Source organism: Lactobacillus sp. 3B(2020), from assembly GCF_013487845.1.
In the GTDB taxonomy this organism is placed as follows: Bacteria; Bacillota; Bacilli; order Lactobacillales; family Lactobacillaceae; genus Limosilactobacillus; species Limosilactobacillus alvi.
Map to the genome: position 1 here is coordinate 1,507,503 of NZ_CP047410.1, position 14,580 is coordinate 1,522,082.

Genomic DNA, 14,580 nt, shown 5'->3' on the forward strand with positions numbered 1-14,580 from the left:
TCCGCTTCATTAAAAATAAAACTAAGCATTCACACCAAAGCCACCCATCCAGGTGATCTGTTTGCGATTAGCTAAGGTCATTTGTAAAAAGCCCATTGCCTCCAATTCACGCGCGCGCTTTAGCAGTCCGGCATCCTTTACCCGGAGCGGACTACCATCAAGGGCTTTCATGAAAGTTTGCTTGGCTTCCTCGTCATCCCCAGCGACCAAAACCGTCGTCGGGGTGGTCCCCACCTTGCCAGCAGTTAACGTTCCCGCAAAGGTCGTGTTGAAGGCCTTCAAAACTTTGGCGGCTGGCAATTCCTTTTGGAGCAAAGCAGCGGCTGATGAATTACTTGGGACTTCGAGTTCATCCCAAGTGGTAAAGTTCAACGGATTGGAAATGTCGACCACAATCTTCCCGGCCAACAAATGCTTATATTGATCTGCTAACTCGGCTTCTGCCTCAAACGGAACGGCAAAGACCACCAGCTCACCGAATTCTTTGGCAACTTGGCCATGACCGATCGTCGTGACTTCATTACCTGCTGCCTTAAAATTCTTGGCAATGGCGGTTCCCATATTACCGGTACCAATAATTGAGATTTGCATTTAATCGCCTCCATTTTATGTTAACGCTTACATTGTAGATCAATTAGCGTCCGCATGAAAATAATTCGGCTTATTTAGCGCCCACCCTTGGCGGTTGAACATAGATTAATGAAACCTTCTTGCCGGCTTGTAAGTGCCAAACCTTCCGGATTTGGGACTTGTAAAGCCCCCAAAAACAAGCTTGGACCATTTCGCCATTCTGGTCCCTGCCTAGTCGTGGGGTAATATCAAAAATCTTTTGCCAGGAAGTTTCCTTCAGTTCTGGCCGTTCAAGCGGCGGAATTTTGGCTAACCACAAATCATCTTGGTGCAATTGTGTTTTTCCCGTCATTGCTGAGTAGTACCAATTGTTCAAGACAAAGTGCCAACCTTCATAATCACTTAGCAAAACGGCCTTATCCGGCAACTCAAGTTCGATACAAACTTCATTGGCATAATCCCGAATCCAGCGAAAATCCGGTCGCTGATGGCGGAAATCCCGGCTCCGGTACCAGGCCCAGATTGGGTAAGCCCCGGCTTTTGGCGGCTCGCCAATCCGTTGTCGCATTTCCTTAATCATCCATTGATAGGCCTGTAAAAAGTTCCCCCCATCATCCGTTAATTTACGTGATTTCTGCGGATCACAAAAGAAAACCCCAGCAGTCATTACCTTTTCGAAGACCGCATACGGCTGAATAGTCCAAATAATCATCTTAATCACTTACTCCCCGTTCGACGATTAAAAACTGGTATCTTCGCTTCAATTATATTCCCACTATTACCGTCAGCGCACCCTTTTGACCCAATGATAAGAAATTCATATGTACGCTTAACAGAAAAATTGTAAGTTAATTTTTTAATTAATATTCACAAAGCTTATTAGCGATACCGCTAATAAGCTTTGCTGGGGAGCTACGTAGGCTATAGCTACTACATGGGAGTAATTTTAGGCCCCTGGTTCTCCGGAAATCACCGGAGCTTGGAACCAGTTGCCATTAAAAATGACTTGCCAATTTTGCGCTTGGCCTGGCGCTTAAGGGATTGACATTTTGGCTTGCTGTTAATCTTTTATGTCCACTTTAATCGCCAAGCTTCAATTAGCGGAGCTACTCGTTTGGCATCAACCTTCAAGTAGTTAACGTAAAAGTCCATGTGTGCACTTTGATCCTGAATTGGAATTGGTACCCGATCCCCCAATTTAATAATCCGTCGACGGTCAAAGTGGCTTAAATTTGTGGTAAAAAAAGGAAAAATCGAATTATTCACGATCGCCAAAAAATTATCCTGGTTTTGGTAGATGAATTTAGCATCGGGGATCGCCTTTTTAATTAATTTAGCCCAGACCCCAATCTGGTCAATCACGATAAAGCTGAGGCCCGCGAGTTGCTTAAAAGTCACTTGCTTTTGGCTAGCTAAGGGGGAAAACCGATTGAGATTTACTAGTAAACTTTCCGTGCCTAAAAATTCCGCTTTGACCTGGGGATTTTGGATTGGTTTTTGGGTGACCACACAGGCGACTTGTCCCTTTTGTAACGCCATTAAAGCTTGATCTTCAGTAAAAAAATCCGGCTTAATTTCAACGGGAAAAGCCGTGATTTGGCGTAAAACAATCAACGGACCTGGGGCAACCGCGCCCACGGTAATCGTCGCCTGACTTTGGGCAAAGTGCTGGATGTCAGTCACTAACGCTTGGTTGGTCGCTAACACCTTGGCTGCTTGTTTGGCCGCAAACTCCCCGGTCGGGTTTAAAGTTAGTTTATTGGGTTGCCGAATAAAGAGGGGAACCCCCAGCTCCGCTTCAATTTTATGTAGTCCCCGGGTGATTGCTGGTTGGGAAACCCCCAGGCGATCGGCGGCTTGAGCAATCGTCCCGGTATGGGCAAAGGCCACCAATTCTGCTAAGAGATAATTATCAAGCATTTTTTCACCACCTTACGCTAAGCGTATCCTAGCATGATTATGTTTGAATTTTCAACCCCCATTAAATCAACTACACTAAGATTAGGAAAACTTGTTAGGAGGCATTTTTATGACTAAGATACCAACTTTTAAACTTAACGATGGTAACGAAATCCCCGCCCTTGGCTTTGGGACCTTCCAAATTCCAGCCGATGGGTCGACTTATCAAGCCGTTAAAACCGCGCTCAAACTCGGCTACCGCCACCTCGATACGGCTCAAGCGTACTTTAACGAAGCCGAAGTCGGCCAAGCAATCAAGGATAGTGGCATTCCCCGCGATCAAATTTGGGTTACTTCTAAGCTCTGGCTCCAAGACTACGCTTACGCAACGGCCAAACAAACCATTGACGCCACCTTAGAAAAAATGGGACTTGACTACCTTGATCTCTATCTTCTCCACCAACCTTATGGTCAAGTTGACGAAGCTTGGCAAGCCTTAAGCGAAGCCCAAACCGCGGGTAAGCTTCGTTCAATCGGAATCTCCAACTTCACGCCAGACCTCTGGCAAAAGTGGGCATCGGCCTTTGCCAACCACGTTCCCGCCGTTAACCAGGTTGAATTTAACCCCTATTTCCAGCAACGTGAACTTCGCCAGCTCATGGCTGACCACCACATTACCTTAGAAGCCTGGTCGCCATTGGGCCAAGGTAACGCTGACCTCTTTAACGAGCCAGTCTTAAAGGCCATCGCAACTAAGTATGGGAAAGACGTTGGCCAAATTATCCTGCATTTTGAATACCAAACTGGGATCATCGTCTTCCCGAAGTCAGTTCACGAAGCCCGGATGTCCAGTAACCAGGCGATCTTTGACTTCACCCTCACCTCCGACGAAATGGATGCCATTGCGCGTCTCGACAAGGGCCATGGCAAGCACAATCCCGATGCTCCGGGAGTAGCGGACATGTTGCTAAATAACTTCAACGTTCACCCTGAACAGGAGGCTAAATAATGAATACGCTTAAACTGAATGATGGCCACACCATGCCCCAACTCGGCTTTGGGGTCTTTCAAATCACTGATCTTAACCAGGCCCAACAAGCCGTTGAACAAGCCTTAGCAAACGGCTACCGGTTAATCGATACCGCCGAAGCTTATCAAAATCAAACTGCCGTTGGTAAAGCTATGCAAAATAGTAACGTTAACCGGGACGAGATTTTCTTAACCACGAAACTCTGGGTAAGTAACTTCTCCTACCAAAAGGCCGCAGCGGCCATTGACCAGGACTTAAAGGAATTAAACACTGACTATCTGGATTTAATGCTTTTGCACCAAGCTTATGGGGATGTCTACGGTGCTTGGCGGGCCCTAGAAGATGCCCAGGCCGCTGGGAAGATCAAGTCGATTGGGGTCTCTAACTTCTGGCCCGACCAAGTTAAAAACTTGGAACTTGGTAACCATGTTAAACCCGCTGTTAACCAAATTGAAATCAACCCCTGGTTCCAACGGCCAGCCGAAGTAAAGTTTTACCAAGATGAAGGCATCGCGGTTGAAGCCTGGGCACCCTTTGCGGAAGGCAAAAACCACCTTTTCACCAACCCGACCCTTGTTGAAATCGGTGAAAAGTACGGGAAGTCCAGCGGCCAAGTGGTCCTCCGCTATCTCCTCCAACGGGGAATTGTAGTGGTTGCAAAATCCGTCCACGATGCCCGGCAAAAGGAAAACATCAACGTCTTTGACTTTGAGCTCAGCACCGATGACATGGCCGCCATCGCCCAACTTGACCAAGGACACAGTCAGTTCTTTGACCACCATGATCCCGCCACAATTGAACAAATCTTTGGGCCGAGCTTAAAAGAATTAAGGTAAAAATAATTTTACCCCGCGTTCAGGAAGGTAATTCCCTCCTGAGCGCTTTTTATTTTCCTTTCAAAAATAAAGTTCGGTTTTTATTTCAATATTTTTCCGCAAATTTAGTTGTCGTTCGGATAAACTTGTGTTAGTTTTTAATCACCGCCTTCAATCGGCTGTTTTAATTTTTAATGTTCGTTTTTTTGAGAGAGGAGTCCTAAATCACGATGGAAAAATCAAGGAATCGGTATGGGGTCGCCCTAGCCGGAGTTGTTTTACACTTAATGATCGGTGGGGTTTACGCCTGGAGCGTTTTCACTAAGCCCATTGCCGCCCAAACTGGCTGGCAAGAAACCGCCGTCTCATTTGCCTTTAGCTTAGCGATTTTCTTTCTGGGAATGTCGGCCGCTTTCATAGGCCGTTTAGTTGAAAAATTTGGCCCAACGGTAACCGGGACAATCTCCGGTATTTGTTACGGCTCTGGGATTGCTTTAACGGGGCTGGCAGTTCAAACCCATCAACTCTGGCTTTTGTACCTGGCTTACGGCGTGATCGGGGGCCTTGGTCTCGGGTCGGGATATGTAACGCCCGTTTCTACGATCATCCGGTGGTTCCCCGACAAGCGCGGGTTGGCTACGGGGTTAGCAATCATGGGCTTTGGCTTTGCGGCACTCTTGACTGGACCCATTGCCCAAAACTTGATGGCTAAGGTTGGGTTAGCCACCACCTTCTACATCCTGGGAGCTTTCTACTTCATCGTGATGGTCATCGCTGCCCAATTTATCAAGAAGCCCCGGCCCAATGAACTCCCAGCGGCAATTGCTGCTAAGGCGCAACGGGTTAGCTTGACTGGTCAAGAACTAACGGCTAACCAAGCGTTGAAGACCCGGACCTTCGGCTATTTATGGTTCATGTTCTTTATTAACATCACGACCGGGATTGGCCTGGTTTCCGCCGCTTCCCCTATGGCCCAAGATATGACGACGATGACCACGGGGATGGCGGCCGTGATGGTTGGGATCATCGGGCTTTTCAACGGCTTTGGGCGGCTGGCCTGGGCCACTTTATCCGACTACATTGGGCGACCATTAACCTACAGCTTGATCTTCGTCTTAGACATTATCATGCTGTTCATCCTCTTATTCTTCAAGGTTCCATTCATTTTCGCCATGGCGCTCTGCCTCTTGATGTCTTGCTACGGAGCCGGCTTTTCAGTTATCCCTGCTTACCTTGGCGATATCTTTGGCACTAAGGAACTCGGGGCCATCCACGGTTACATCTTAACCGCCTGGGCAGCCGCGGGGATGGTTGGCCCAATCCTCTTATCCTACACCCACCAAGTATTACACAACTACTACGTTACCCTGATCGTCTTCGTCGTTATCGACGCCCTGGCCATGTTAATCTCCGTCCTTATCCAACGGGACTTTGTGGCCAAGCATGCAAATGAAATGGTCGATTAGCTAAAAGAGCAAGCCCCCTTAACGGCCATGGCTTGCGACCGCAGTTACTGAAGATTATTTAAGATAAAAAAACAAAGACCACTAACATCAAAGGTTCAACGGCTTTGGCCCGACACCTTTGAATTAGTGGTCTTTTTGCTTTTCAAAACTTCATTACGCTATTCTTCCGGCACCTGCTCATACGACACCCGACGAATCACCGCCGCTTGCTCCGGATATTGCGGTAATAATTGGGCTTGGGTAAAAAGTTCAAAGTCATGGTAATCAAATCCGGGGGCAACCACACAACTTACCAGGCCAAAGGATTTTGGCTCTAAAACTTCGGAACCAAAGATTGTCCCGGCCGGCACCCTAAATTGCATTTGTTGCCCCTTGGCAATGGCGGGACCCAGTTGGACCGCTTGATAAGTCCCATCGGGGAAGAAGCAGTGAATCACAATCGCTGAGCCGGCATGGAAGTACCACAATTCATCGTGACGCAACCGGTGTAAATGCGACGGTGAACCCCCATCCAAGAGAAAATAGATGGAAGTATACTCATAACGTTGGTCGCCGGCTTTTAAATCATAGTGGGTTTTGTCACTATGGTAAACTTGGCGATACCAACCACCTTCCGCGTGCGGACTTAAATTTAAGGCTTTGATGTAATCAGCTTTTTCCATGGGTAACCTGCTTTCGTTTGGCTTTGGTAACGAACTAGTTTTATTTTAATTCCAAGCACGCCCACAGCTTCAGAAACGGTCTTCTGCTGCGCGATTGATCTCCGGATCCAGTGCCGGACGAATCAAGATCTGCGCTACTCGCTCACTCGCCGGGAAGTAAAGGTCGGCATCAATTTCACTTTCGTCAGTCCCTGCCTTTAAGGTGGTTTCACTTACAAAACCGATTACTTCGCCCGCTTCGTTATAAGCGATGAGAAACATTAACTTATTTTCCGGCCGTTTTTCGTAGATAATGTTCCCAAAGACGTTGATCCCAGCAAAACCATCCTTGAGACCGGCTACCCGGGTAAGGTGGTAGACTAAGACCTTAATTCCAAATTCAGTTTCCGCTTCTGGATCACGAACCACGAGCTTATCCGGTAAGGCAGCCCCTTCTTGGTAAGCAAAAATATCAATTGGGATTGGTAAATTATTTTGCATGGGACACCTCCACAGGAAAAACCTTTAGGCGGCTGACTTGAATCACTTCATCAAGGTTCCAAGCCGAAATTTCAAAGGGGTAACCATTAAAGAAGGTCTGGTTTGAAATAATGTTGGTCACGACTTCATTACCATAACCATCATTTGTTTCGGTCAACACCAATTTATTTTGCTTATCATAACCTTCAACTCGCAAAATAAAGGGGTGCTTGATCGCAGTAGCTTCAATCTGACCAACAAGATCGAGCATCCCTTCTTCTTCATAAGCATTAACCTGGAGGTTTTGAATGCCAAGTTGCTTTTCTGCAGCTAGGTCGCGTTCAATAATCGCCGAATTATACTTAAACATGCATACTCCTTAATATCTAAACTCAAATAAATATATAAAGAAGAATTTCTTCATTATAATTATCCTAAGTTTAAGAATACCATACTCCTCATTAAAATAAAAAGCATCCCTAGCGTTTGAAGGGCCTTCACATCCCCCATAATTTTTGCGGAGTTTATTAACGTTTAATCACGCCTTTTCCCTATAGTCGTCGCCAAAAGTCGGTTTGCTCTTATGTCGCTTTTTTCAGTTCAAAAGCTTCAAGATCTTCCATTCTTCCGCGTAGGGTATAATCCGCTAATTTTCCCAATAAAATTACCTTTTCAGTCGACTCACTAGCTAATTTTGTCGGCAATAATTTGACGAACACCTTATAAAACTGCTTTTGCTTTTGAACAATCTTTTTAGCCCGGAACTCATCAGTACTAATCACGAGAAATTCGGCACCAAAATTAGGATTGTACATACCGGTTATTAAATATTGATGCATTGGTCTCACCTCTGATCTGATTGTTAAACTTTAAATTTTGAATGGTTTTTCTGGCGATCTGCTTGCCACAAACAATACCAGGTGGCAAGTAATAATGGTGCAAAAACAATCAATAAACTCCCCCAATGAACTGTGGTTACACCTTGATTAACACTTGGTTGGAAATCAATCAAAGTATGTAAGCCAATGCATAAAGACAAGCGATTGGTAGCAATTCGTAAATAAGCAAAGGTAAAACCCAAGACCGTCGCATAAAGCACCTGTTGAAGCGTTGCCGCAGGTGACTGAAAAGTTAGATTGGATAAATGAAGGAGCCCAAAGATAAATGCTGCCCCAAAGCCGGCTAAGGTATAGCCGAATCGCTTATTAGCCAGAATTTGCATTAATGCAGCTAAAATAAGGCCACGGACCAAATATTCTTCAAAGAATCCCGCGCAAAATGCCGTGGTCGCAACATTAATTATTTTATGAAAAGGCGAATTAAAAACGCTAATAACATTCTTAATCCCTTGAAAGGTCACTAGAACGTATAGGCCAACAAAAAACACTAGAAAAAAACTGAAAATTATTTTTTGTCGTTTATCCATCAATAAGGGCTGATTCGTAATTCGCAAAGTACCTAATTCACGAATAATGGCACAAAGCGCCACAATAACTACTAGAATGTGGACTCCATTATCAATTGGTTTTGGAAAACCAATTAAGAAAAAAGCAATATATAAAGCATATAATGCCAGCGCCAAGCCTAATTTATGAATCGCACTTGTTTTTAATAATTCCTTTGGTAACATACTTCCTCCGTTAAATCTATTTCGGTAACATTGATTTATTAACTACATAGTCCGCCCGCGGTTGAATAAAAACTTCTCTTAACCAGTCTAAAGCAATTTTAGAGGGTTGCTGCCGATTGGTAAGTTTCGCTGAGTTAACGCTTGGCCATCCTTGATTACCTGGATTAGTTGGGTCTTTTAATTGATCACTTTTTATTAGGAGACTAATTGCAACCAAAATCAAACCCACACATAGGAAAAACTTAAACCAAGGTGCCGTTGCTTTATTTGGTAGAATTCCAAAGCGCTCTAGCATATTTAACCTCCCCTCTTGATTAGCTAACTGAATCAGCATCAAAATTAAATAACCTGACTAATTACACTCTTAACTTTTTCAATTAGTTGATTACGAGTAAATTTTATTATTCCTTACCAGTAAGCTGATAATTATTATTTCAGCGTCTAATATTCAAGGTTAGGCGTCCCATAAACTCTAGTAAGTCTGGTTTTGCTCTTAGTGGTTTCAGTAACAACAACGATAGTTTGAGAAAATACCATCCACATTTACTTATCTGTCGATTACACATTTGATAATGTATTAACTATAAAATTAAAAAGTCAACCGTTATACTCCGCTATTGCTTTTGAGTTATAATTAACCGAGGTTATTTCATCTTCGATATAAAAATAACGCTAACAATGTATTAGTGACTCATTTTTATCTCAACGTCAAAAATTATCATTTAAACGTTAGAAGGAGATAATAATGGCAATAAATTTACTATTCGCATGTTCAAAATTTGTATTTAATCCGTTTTTATTTAGCATCTTTTTGTACTTAATTTTAATTCCATCCCGCAAAAAAGATATCCAGTTGCTTCCGCTTTGTGGTTCGTTGATTTTTGGTTATCAATGGGGATTACTAGTAATCATTATCGTACAAATTTTTACGCTCTTTGTTAGCGTAAAATCTCAATGGACTCATCGAATTTTTTGCCTTTACTTAGCAATGGCTTCTGCCCCACCAGTTAGTGAATTTTTAGGTATGACTTTTGCCATGATCTATCCCTTCTCCGATTTAACCTTAAATTTAATTTGTTTGGTACCGGAAGCCTTATTGTGTTTAGGGTTATATTCATTAATGAGCAACTATCAGCCAATTATCAACGGTATTCGAATTGAATTATCAAAAAATCTCCAATTTTTTCGTACCGTTTGTTGGATTCTGTGGGGACTCATGATTATTGACTATAGCTTAATTCTTGCTTCAATGAAGATTGAGGGAAAAGCGTTTATCATCTTTGTTTTTGTTTACCTATTTACCTTCGTTTTATTAATTATTAATTTCATGCTGATGATCATCCAAAACCATCAACTAACGGAAACTAAAGTTAGAAGTGCGGAAACCAAGCAAATCTTTGCTTACACTGACCAACTAGAAGCGGCAAACCTTTCGTTACGTAAGAATCGCCACGATTACCGAAATAGTCTCTTAGCTTTAGATGGTTATCTACATGATGCCGACATTGTGGGGGCTAAAAGTTATTTAAGAGAGCTCATAGACTACCATAACGATCTTCACTCCGCTACTCATGCTCTCTTCACTTCATTGGCTAATCTAAAGGTTAAGCCCCTTAAATATTTGGTACTACCAAAACTAATTCAAGCCCAACACATGGGAGTAAAAGTCACCGTCGAAATCAATAAAGAACTAACGGAAATCCCCGGTAACTTAGTTGATCTTACACGTTGCTTAGGAATTTTACTTGATAATGCGCTTCAAGCATGCATCAGCCAACCATCCCCTCAACTAAACCTAATTGTTAATCGTTATGGGAATGGAGCTTGTTCCATCACCGTGCAAAATACCATTAGTCAGCAACTTAATCTCAAGCAAATTTTCGTCCCTGGCATTACTAACAAGGCCAATCATGCCGGTCTGGGTTTAGCCAATCTCCAAGAAATTGTTGACCACAACTCCGATTTTTCTTTGAGTATTAGACAGGATTCCCAAACCATAGCGTTTGAGCTCCTATTACAGAAAGGTTGATCTACATGCTATCAATTCTGATTTTAGAAGATAATCTTGAACAACAGCGAAAAATCAGGGAAATCGTTAACAACCGCATTCTAATCAATGTAACGCCACGACAATACGATGCTGAAATTGCCTTAGCTACCGGTGACCCTAATGCAGTAATTGCCTATCTTCAGGCTCATCAAGATAAAATTTATCTAGCCTTTCTCGACATTGACTTAAAAACGACTCTTGATGGGATCGATGTAGCAGAACAAATTAAAAATCTTTCTATCTTTAACCAAATCGCTTTTATCACGGCTGATGCCGAAGCTTTGAAACTAACAATTCAGCGGCGAATCGCTCCCTTAGACTACATCACTAAGAATAATGGTATTGAAGGATTAACTACCCGATTGCAAGAAACCATTGATACTGCTTATCGAGGCTACATCAATTCCTTAGGAGATACTTCCCAACAGTTTTTAAATTATGAACGCGTCCGTGGCGTAATTGAACGCCTACCTTTGGAACAAGTGCTCTTTCTCCAAACAAACTCGCATAAAGCAAACTGGCTGTCCATTACGAGTAATGATCAAATTATTGAATGCACAGGAAAGCTAAAGGATTTTGCTCAAAAGTATCCAGAACTGGTTTATATCAGTCGCGATACCTTGGTTAACCTTAGTCAAGTCAAAAGTTACAATGCTAAAGCGGGCGTTGTAACTTTAACATCTGGTCAAGAATTTAAGGTTTCTTTTCGCCGACGCTCAGTCTTTAAAAAGCTACTGAACTAAACAACAACAGCTACAGGACATGCAGTTGCATGAATCCTGTAGCTGTTTTAATTATAGAATTATTTAAACGTTTTCCGCTCTTTAGCAACTTCCAATAATTTCTGCCGTAAGTTCTTATCAACGGCATAAATATATAGTCCGTGAACTCCTCGTGTCAAGAGAACATTCAATTCGTTTTGAATTAATTCCTTGGCAAAATTTTTCTTGGAGCCATCAGCTAAAGTCCGATTTTGAACGGCATCCTTATTGGCATGCTTTTCCGGATAGAAAATAACCTTACCATTTTCAAAACCAACACTTGGTCCAATGATCAGGCCAGCATAGTTAAGATCAGACCCCTGAACGGTATAAATTGACCCAACTTCACCGATGGTATCTACCTGTTCAGCCCAAGAGAGCTTTTTATAGTTAACAGAACGGTGCTTTGGCTTAATTTGTTCATTCCATGGAAGTTCCCAATTAAATTCTTCATCGCGGACCATCCAGTACGGATCATCTTTCGGTTTGGAAGCGGACGAAAACTTCCAGTCAAAAGTGGCAATAATCCGGGAAATCCCATTAGCATAGTGACTTTCGATATCTTCACTATTTTTAGCTTTAACCGCTGCTTCAAGTTTTTGTGGGGAATCGAAAATCTGAATTTCATATTTATCATCCACTGGCAGTGGATTAATAACGTGGCCCTTGCCAAAATCATCAATCCAATTGACCGTTGCTTGTGAAGCATCAATCCGCATTTGGTGAGTTAACTTAATTAGATTTCGTTCCCGTTTTGCCTCATCCTCAAGTTCTGCAATTTGCGAATGGGTAAGTACCTGTTGAGTCCGGACAATTTGGTTAGGATCAAAGACTAAAATGACTACTTTGGCCCGTTTTTGTAAGTCACGCAGTTGATTCTTACCTTTATAGGCTTGTTTTCCTTGCGTCCAAAGTAAATGACCTTCGTCTACTAAGATGACATCAACTTGTTTATCTTCCTCTTTTTCACTATTAATGAAAATCGTTGGCTTAGAAACTTTTGCTTCTCCTAAGCCAAGCTTTGTTGCGACATTCTTATAAACCTTGAGTTGCTGGTCATGATTAACTAACAATCGGGCATCAATCTTCGCTTCTGGATCACAAAGATCATAAAAAAGGCTACTTAACAAAACCGTCTTTCCGGCCCCGGCTTCCCCTTCAACCAAAATTAACTGGCCAAGTTGATTATGGGGTACCGCTCTGGCAACCCGATCAAGAATTAAATTTTTAGCATCCAATTGTTCTTCGGTCAATTTATGGAAGGGTGAAGCTTTGAAAATCGCTAAATCTTTCAACAGGTCCATTGCCGGAAATAACTTGGCATCCCGATAATGAAGCTTATTCCAAATTTGTTTAAAAATATGGTCAGCTTCTTCAACCGGGTAATATTGATCTTGGCTATTCGTCCGTCGATTATAGAGCGCGTTAACGTTTTCAACACTTCCCAAGTACAGCATTAGCCGATTTTCGATATCTAGGGTTAGGGACTTGTTGAAGTGCTTATTAGCAATTACATACATATTTGCTGTCCTTGAATGAGATAGTTTTTTCCAATCATCCCGCTTCTTCGGGTCGTCATGCAAATGTTGGGAAGTTCGGTGAACAATATTGTTAGTTTCCCCCACATAAACGGAATAAGAGCGCGCTTTTCCTTTATCCTTAACCACATAAACGGTTGGGTAACGCCGTACTAATTTTCCCTTACTCGTGGTTGGATCAATTTCCTGTAGTTCTTCTAAAACTTGTTCATTATAAGAAAATTCACTGATGAGGACTTCTGGTTCGTTCATATTTTTCTCCATTGCAAAATTTGATTTATTGTAATTTTAAGTTAAATCAAGGTTGATTACAATTTACTAGTGATACTGATTAATCCGCAACTCATCCACCCGGATTCGACTGTAATTAAAATCAAGGTTTTCGACATATTTCAAATCATCTAACAACTTAGTAATTGCTACATCGAATTTAGAATTATTTTGGTTTCGATTAATCAAATAAATTAGGTGGTTGCAAATCTCCCCCCCGGGTTAAATCACCGTTGATGATAATTTGACGTAAGATTGACCGACGTTGAACTTTGCTCAAATTTAATTGGGCATTGACATTGTAGCCTAACATATGCAAGTGTGATTCAGGGTTTCCATAAATGCTATCGTCATTTGAATTTTCAACTTTCAAATACTTAGGTAGCCAAAAATCAGTCGTTACCACCTTACAGAGTAAGCGGCCTCGTTTTTTCAACCTTTGGTAGACCCGTTCCAAGACAAAGAACTTATCACAAGTCTGGCAGTAAACGGCCGGAAAGCGTACCTTTTGATATTTCTTTCCAATATCAATTGAAACAATTCCGGCGATGTCATATAAATTATGATCATGAGCAACGCACTTGGTAAAATTCGACCGGGTTAAGAAGCAGTTGCTATCCATTTCATATTGGTATAAGTCCTTCAATTCACCTTTCTTCCGCTGACGCCCTTGAACATGGGTCCGTGCAACTTTTTTAGGTTTTGAACTTTGCTTGACTTTCCTTTGAACTGGTTGCTTTGATCGCTTCTTTTTGGTCGACTTTACCTTTTTCGTTACGGTAACCCGTTTAACTGCGGTACCAGTTACTGGATCCTTTTGGATTACCGTGCTTTGTTTTGTTTCTGGCGTGACCTCCAGTTTGATTTCTGGCTGCGTACTTGTCTGTGATAGTCGACTAGCTACTCCGACTTCAGCTTCAATCTCAGCTTTTGGTGGTGCGACCGCGACTTTATTTACCCTGTTTTTTTCCGACTTTTCGTCATCTTGCCCAGTTTTCTTTGGTTGGTTAACCTTCAATGCCGCAACTCCCAAACAAGTCAACATTATACAAAAGCCAACAACATCTAACATCCCCATCACCTACTATTAATTATTCCCCCATATCAGCTAGCCTACTAACCGATAAATGATACATGCAAATATCAACATATATCATTTTACTAGAAATATCCTCGCTGTCCATAAACCGCTTACATAAAAATTACCTTTTTACGGATTCTTTTAATTCAATCTTATTAACTTCGCTTTTCCCCATCTGCTTTTTGAAGGATCTGCAAGCCCTAATTTTCCGCCACTTTTGACGGTTAGCTTGGTGATACGCCACAAAATTAGCGACGTCAAGCTGATTTAGATCGGAAAATTCACTGTCACGAAGGTTTCCTCCCGACTTCTTTTTACTGCGTTCAACATCATCGAACCCTGCGTTCTA

At 42.4% G+C, this 14,580-nt stretch carries 16 protein-coding genes; 5 read left to right on the forward strand and 11 right to left on the reverse strand.

Annotated elements, in window-relative coordinates; all coding sequences use genetic code 11:
• Positions 1–21 precede the first annotated feature (21 nt).
• From GTO83_RS07610 to GTO83_RS07620, 3 genes are all read right to left on the reverse strand, one after another.
• On the reverse strand, positions 22–591 hold the full coding sequence (locus tag GTO83_RS07610) for an NADPH-dependent F420 reductase (RefSeq protein ID WP_180870152.1): 570 nt from the start codon (positions 589–591) through the stop codon (positions 22–24).
• A gap of 70 nt (positions 592–661) precedes the next feature.
• A complete protein-coding gene (locus tag GTO83_RS07615) occupies positions 662–1,282 on the reverse strand; it encodes a DUF3841 domain-containing protein (protein ID WP_180870154.1) in 621 nt (206 codons plus the stop codon).
• A 356-nt stretch (positions 1,283–1,638) separates the two neighbouring features.
• A complete protein-coding gene (locus GTO83_RS07620) occupies positions 1,639–2,490 on the reverse strand; it encodes a LysR family transcriptional regulator (protein WP_180870155.1) in 852 nt (283 codons plus the stop codon).
• A 109-nt stretch (positions 2,491–2,599) separates the two neighbouring features.
• Here GTO83_RS07620 and GTO83_RS07625 point away from each other — a divergent pair, with 109 nt between their 5' ends.
• The 3 genes from GTO83_RS07625 (at position 2,600) to GTO83_RS07635 (ending at position 5,780) form a co-directional block, all read left to right on the forward strand.
• Positions 2,600–3,478, forward strand: a complete 879-nt coding sequence (locus tag GTO83_RS07625) for an aldo/keto reductase (RefSeq protein ID WP_180870157.1) — start codon at positions 2,600–2,602, stop codon at positions 3,476–3,478.
• Positions 3,478–4,335 carry an aldo/keto reductase gene (locus tag GTO83_RS07630; protein ID WP_180870159.1) on the forward strand — a complete coding sequence of 286 codons (858 nt, stop codon included), beginning with the start codon at positions 3,478–3,480 and terminating at the stop codon, positions 4,333–4,335. The genes GTO83_RS07625 and GTO83_RS07630 overlap by 1 nt, the downstream gene beginning before the upstream one ends.
• A 209-nt stretch (positions 4,336–4,544) precedes the next feature.
• Complete coding sequence (locus GTO83_RS07635) at positions 4,545–5,780, forward strand: OFA family MFS transporter (protein WP_180870160.1); 1,236 nt, start codon at positions 4,545–4,547, stop codon at positions 5,778–5,780.
• A gap of 158 nt (positions 5,781–5,938) precedes the next feature.
• Here GTO83_RS07635 and GTO83_RS07640 read toward each other — a convergent pair whose 3' ends face one another.
• From GTO83_RS07640 to GTO83_RS07665, 6 genes are all read right to left on the reverse strand, one after another.
• Positions 5,939–6,442, reverse strand: coding sequence for a cupin domain-containing protein (locus GTO83_RS07640; protein WP_180870162.1), 504 nt, complete (start codon positions 6,440–6,442; stop codon positions 5,939–5,941).
• Positions 6,443–6,511: 69 nt separating this feature from the next.
• Entirely contained in the window at positions 6,512–6,922 is a 411-nt protein-coding gene (locus tag GTO83_RS07645) for a hypothetical protein (protein WP_180870163.1), read from the reverse strand.
• Entirely contained in the window at positions 6,912–7,271 is a 360-nt protein-coding gene (locus tag GTO83_RS07650) for a hypothetical protein (protein WP_180870165.1), read from the reverse strand. Before GTO83_RS07650 ends, GTO83_RS07645 begins: the two co-directional genes overlap by 11 nt.
• A gap of 211 nt (positions 7,272–7,482) precedes the next feature.
• Entirely contained in the window at positions 7,483–7,740 is a 258-nt protein-coding gene (locus tag GTO83_RS07655; protein WP_180870167.1) for a hypothetical protein, read from the reverse strand.
• Positions 7,741–7,763: 23 nt separating this feature from the next.
• Entirely contained in the window at positions 7,764–8,531 is a 768-nt protein-coding gene (locus tag GTO83_RS07660) for a CPBP family intramembrane glutamic endopeptidase (protein WP_180870169.1), read from the reverse strand.
• A 16-nt stretch (positions 8,532–8,547) separates the two neighbouring features.
• The gene (locus tag GTO83_RS07665) at positions 8,548–8,826 is read right to left on the reverse strand and encodes a hypothetical protein (protein ID WP_180870171.1); all 279 of its coding nucleotides are present in this window, start codon (positions 8,824–8,826) and stop codon (positions 8,548–8,550) included.
• Between the two features lie 450 nt (positions 8,827–9,276).
• Between GTO83_RS07665 and GTO83_RS07670 the strand changes: the two genes are divergently transcribed.
• Positions 9,277–10,560 carry a sensor histidine kinase gene (locus GTO83_RS07670; protein WP_180870173.1) on the forward strand — a complete coding sequence of 428 codons (1,284 nt, stop codon included), beginning with the start codon at positions 9,277–9,279 and terminating at the stop codon, positions 10,558–10,560.
• A 5-nt stretch (positions 10,561–10,565) separates the two neighbouring features.
• Complete coding sequence (locus GTO83_RS07675) at positions 10,566–11,324, forward strand: LytTR family DNA-binding domain-containing protein (protein WP_180870174.1); 759 nt, start codon at positions 10,566–10,568, stop codon at positions 11,322–11,324.
• 59 nt (positions 11,325–11,383) lie between these two features.
• Here GTO83_RS07675 and GTO83_RS07680 read toward each other — a convergent pair whose 3' ends face one another.
• Positions 11,384–13,132, reverse strand: coding sequence for a DUF2075 domain-containing protein (locus tag GTO83_RS07680; RefSeq protein ID WP_180870176.1), 1,749 nt, complete (start codon positions 13,130–13,132; stop codon positions 11,384–11,386).
• A gap of 199 nt (positions 13,133–13,331) precedes the next feature.
• The gene (locus GTO83_RS07685) at positions 13,332–14,222 is read right to left on the reverse strand and encodes a hypothetical protein (protein ID WP_180870177.1); all 891 of its coding nucleotides are present in this window, start codon (positions 14,220–14,222) and stop codon (positions 13,332–13,334) included.
• Positions 14,223–14,580 lie beyond the last annotated feature (358 nt).

Coding starts and splice junctions, on each gene's coding strand:
- GTO83_RS07665 (WP_180870171.1), bottom strand. CDS start 8,826: ATGCTAGAGCGCTTTGGAATTCTACCAAATAAAGCAACGGCACCTTGG.
- GTO83_RS07670 (WP_180870173.1), top strand. CDS start 9,277: ATGGCAATAAATTTACTATTCGCATGTTCAAAATTTGTATTTAATCCG.
- GTO83_RS07655 (WP_180870167.1), bottom strand. CDS start 7,740: ATGCATCAATATTTAATAACCGGTATGTACAATCCTAATTTTGGTGCC.
- GTO83_RS07625 (WP_180870157.1), top strand. CDS start 2,600: ATGACTAAGATACCAACTTTTAAACTTAACGATGGTAACGAAATCCCC.
- GTO83_RS07650 (WP_180870165.1), bottom strand. CDS start 7,271: ATGTTTAAGTATAATTCGGCGATTATTGAACGCGACCTAGCTGCAGAA.
- GTO83_RS07620 (WP_180870155.1), bottom strand. CDS start 2,490: ATGCTTGATAATTATCTCTTAGCAGAATTGGTGGCCTTTGCCCATACC.
- GTO83_RS07680 (WP_180870176.1), bottom strand. CDS start 13,132: ATGAACGAACCAGAAGTCCTCATCAGTGAATTTTCTTATAATGAACAA.
- GTO83_RS07675 (WP_180870174.1), top strand. CDS start 10,566: ATGCTATCAATTCTGATTTTAGAAGATAATCTTGAACAACAGCGAAAA.
- GTO83_RS07610 (WP_180870152.1), bottom strand. CDS start 591: ATGCAAATCTCAATTATTGGTACCGGTAATATGGGAACCGCCATTGCC.
- GTO83_RS07635 (WP_180870160.1), top strand. CDS start 4,545: ATGGAAAAATCAAGGAATCGGTATGGGGTCGCCCTAGCCGGAGTTGTT.
- GTO83_RS07630 (WP_180870159.1), top strand. CDS start 3,478: ATGAATACGCTTAAACTGAATGATGGCCACACCATGCCCCAACTCGGC.
- GTO83_RS07685 (WP_180870177.1), bottom strand. CDS start 14,222: ATGTTAGATGTTGTTGGCTTTTGTATAATGTTGACTTGTTTGGGAGTT.
- GTO83_RS07615 (WP_180870154.1), bottom strand. CDS start 1,282: ATGATTATTTGGACTATTCAGCCGTATGCGGTCTTCGAAAAGGTAATG.
- GTO83_RS07645 (WP_180870163.1), bottom strand. CDS start 6,922: ATGCAAAATAATTTACCAATCCCAATTGATATTTTTGCTTACCAAGAA.
- GTO83_RS07660 (WP_180870169.1), bottom strand. CDS start 8,531: ATGTTACCAAAGGAATTATTAAAAACAAGTGCGATTCATAAATTAGGC.
- GTO83_RS07640 (WP_180870162.1), bottom strand. CDS start 6,442: ATGGAAAAAGCTGATTACATCAAAGCCTTAAATTTAAGTCCGCACGCG.